The organism is Bacillus cereus group sp. BfR-BA-01441, from assembly GCF_022663075.1.
GTDB lineage: Bacteria > Bacillota > Bacilli > Bacillales > Bacillaceae_G > Bacillus_A > Bacillus_A cereus.
Map to the genome: position 1 here is coordinate 1 of NZ_JAKUEU010000208.1, position 1,342 is coordinate 1,342.

Here is a 1,342-nt window from a genome sequence, read left to right on the forward strand (position 1 = left end):
AGGCATGTTAACCACTACACCACGGGACCATTTGGTTGCGGGGACAGGATTTGAACCTGCGACCTTCGGGTTATGAGCCCGACGAGCTACCGTGCTGCTCCACCCCGCGATGATAAAATATTTACTTTAGAAAAAATGGAGGAGGTAGAGGGATTCGAACCCCCGCGCGACTCTCGCCGCCTGTCGGTTTTCAAGACCGATCCCTTCAGCCGAACTTGGGTATACCTCCGAGATATATACGTCTAATGGTGGACCTTGTAGGACTCGAACCTACGACCGGACGGTTATGAGCCGTCTGCTCTAACCAGCTGAGCTAAAGGTCCTTTATGGTAGCGGCGGAGGGGATCGAACCCCCGACCTCACGGGTATGAACCGTACGCTCTAGCCAGCTGAGCTACACCGCCATAAATGATATTAATTTAAGTGGAGCCTAGCGGGATCGAACCGCTGACCTCCTGCGTGCAAGGCAGGCGCTCTCCCAGCTGAGCTAAGGCCCCATGTTTTTTAGGAATATCGGGAAGACAGGATTTGAACCTGCGACCCCCTGGTCCCAAACCAGGTGCTCTACCAAGCTGAGCCACTTCCCGTTAATAAAAGCGCGCCCGAGAGGAGTCGAACCCCTAACCTCTTGATCCGTAGTCAAACGCTCTATCCAATTGAGCTACGGGCGCATATGGTGCCGAGGGCGGGGGTCGAACCCGCACGGTGGTCACCCACCGCAGGATTTTAAGTCCTGTGCGTCTGCCTGTTCCGCCACCCCGGCATGTCATATTGAAAATTGGAGCGGAAGACGGGATTCGAACCCGCGACCCCAACCTTGGCAAGGTTGTATTCTACCACTGAACTACTTCCGCAAGACATGTATGAGTTATTTAATTAAAAGTGCGGGTGAAGGGAGTCGAACCCCCACGCCAAAGGCGCCAGATCCTAAGTCTGGTGCGTCTGCCAATTCCGCCACACCCGCATATTAATTTATTTAAGAAAAATGGGGCGACTGATGGGAATCGAACCCACGAATGCCGGAGCCACAATCCGGTGCGTTAACCACTTCGCCACAACCGCCATGATTTCTGGTGCCGACTAGAGGACTTGAACCCCCAACCTACTGATTACAAGTCAGTTGCTCTACCAATTGAGCTAAGTCGGCTAAATGGTGGAGGATGACGGGATCGAACCGCCGACCCCCTGCTTGTAAGGCAGGTGCTCTCCCAGCTGAGCTAATCCTCCATTTGCCTGGCAACGTCCTACTCTCACAGGGACAAGGTCCCAACTACCATCGGCGCTAGAGAGCTTAACTTCCGTGTTCGGTATGGGAACGGGTGTGACCTCTCTGCCATCATTA

Annotated in this window: 13 tRNA genes and 1 rRNA gene; all 14 read right to left on the reverse strand. The window is 53.9% G+C overall.

The annotated features are described in order from the left end of the window. Positions 1-32 precede the first annotated feature (32 nt). A tRNA-Met gene (locus MR107_RS29990) sits at positions 33-109 on the reverse strand. 27 nt (positions 110-136) lie between these two features. Next, positions 137-229: transfer RNA gene (locus MR107_RS29995), tRNA-Ser, on the reverse strand. 17 nt (positions 230-246) lie between these two features. Further along, positions 247-323 (reverse strand) — tRNA-Ile (locus MR107_RS30000). A gap of 4 nt (positions 324-327) precedes the next feature. Beyond that, positions 328-404: transfer RNA gene (locus MR107_RS30005), tRNA-Met, on the reverse strand. 20 nt (positions 405-424) lie between these two features. Then, a tRNA-Ala gene (locus MR107_RS30010) sits at positions 425-497 on the reverse strand. Between the two features lie 16 nt (positions 498-513). Next, positions 514-587 (reverse strand) — tRNA-Pro (locus MR107_RS30015). A gap of 10 nt (positions 588-597) precedes the next feature. Beyond that, positions 598-671: transfer RNA gene (locus MR107_RS30020), tRNA-Arg, on the reverse strand. Between the two features lie 3 nt (positions 672-674). Next, positions 675-763 (reverse strand) — tRNA-Leu (locus MR107_RS30025). A 16-nt stretch (positions 764-779) separates the two neighbouring features. Then, positions 780-854: transfer RNA gene (locus MR107_RS30030), tRNA-Gly, on the reverse strand. Between the two features lie 29 nt (positions 855-883). After that, positions 884-964: transfer RNA gene (locus tag MR107_RS30035), tRNA-Leu, on the reverse strand. A gap of 22 nt (positions 965-986) precedes the next feature. Then, positions 987-1,062, reverse strand: a tRNA-His gene (locus MR107_RS30040). Positions 1,063-1,071: 9 nt separating this feature from the next. Next, a tRNA-Thr gene (locus tag MR107_RS30045) sits at positions 1,072-1,147 on the reverse strand. Positions 1,148-1,151: 4 nt separating this feature from the next. Further along, a tRNA-Val gene (locus MR107_RS30050) sits at positions 1,152-1,227 on the reverse strand. Between the two features lie 4 nt (positions 1,228-1,231). Then, positions 1,232-1,342 (reverse strand): 5S ribosomal RNA (rrf, locus tag MR107_RS30055); the annotation flags it as partial.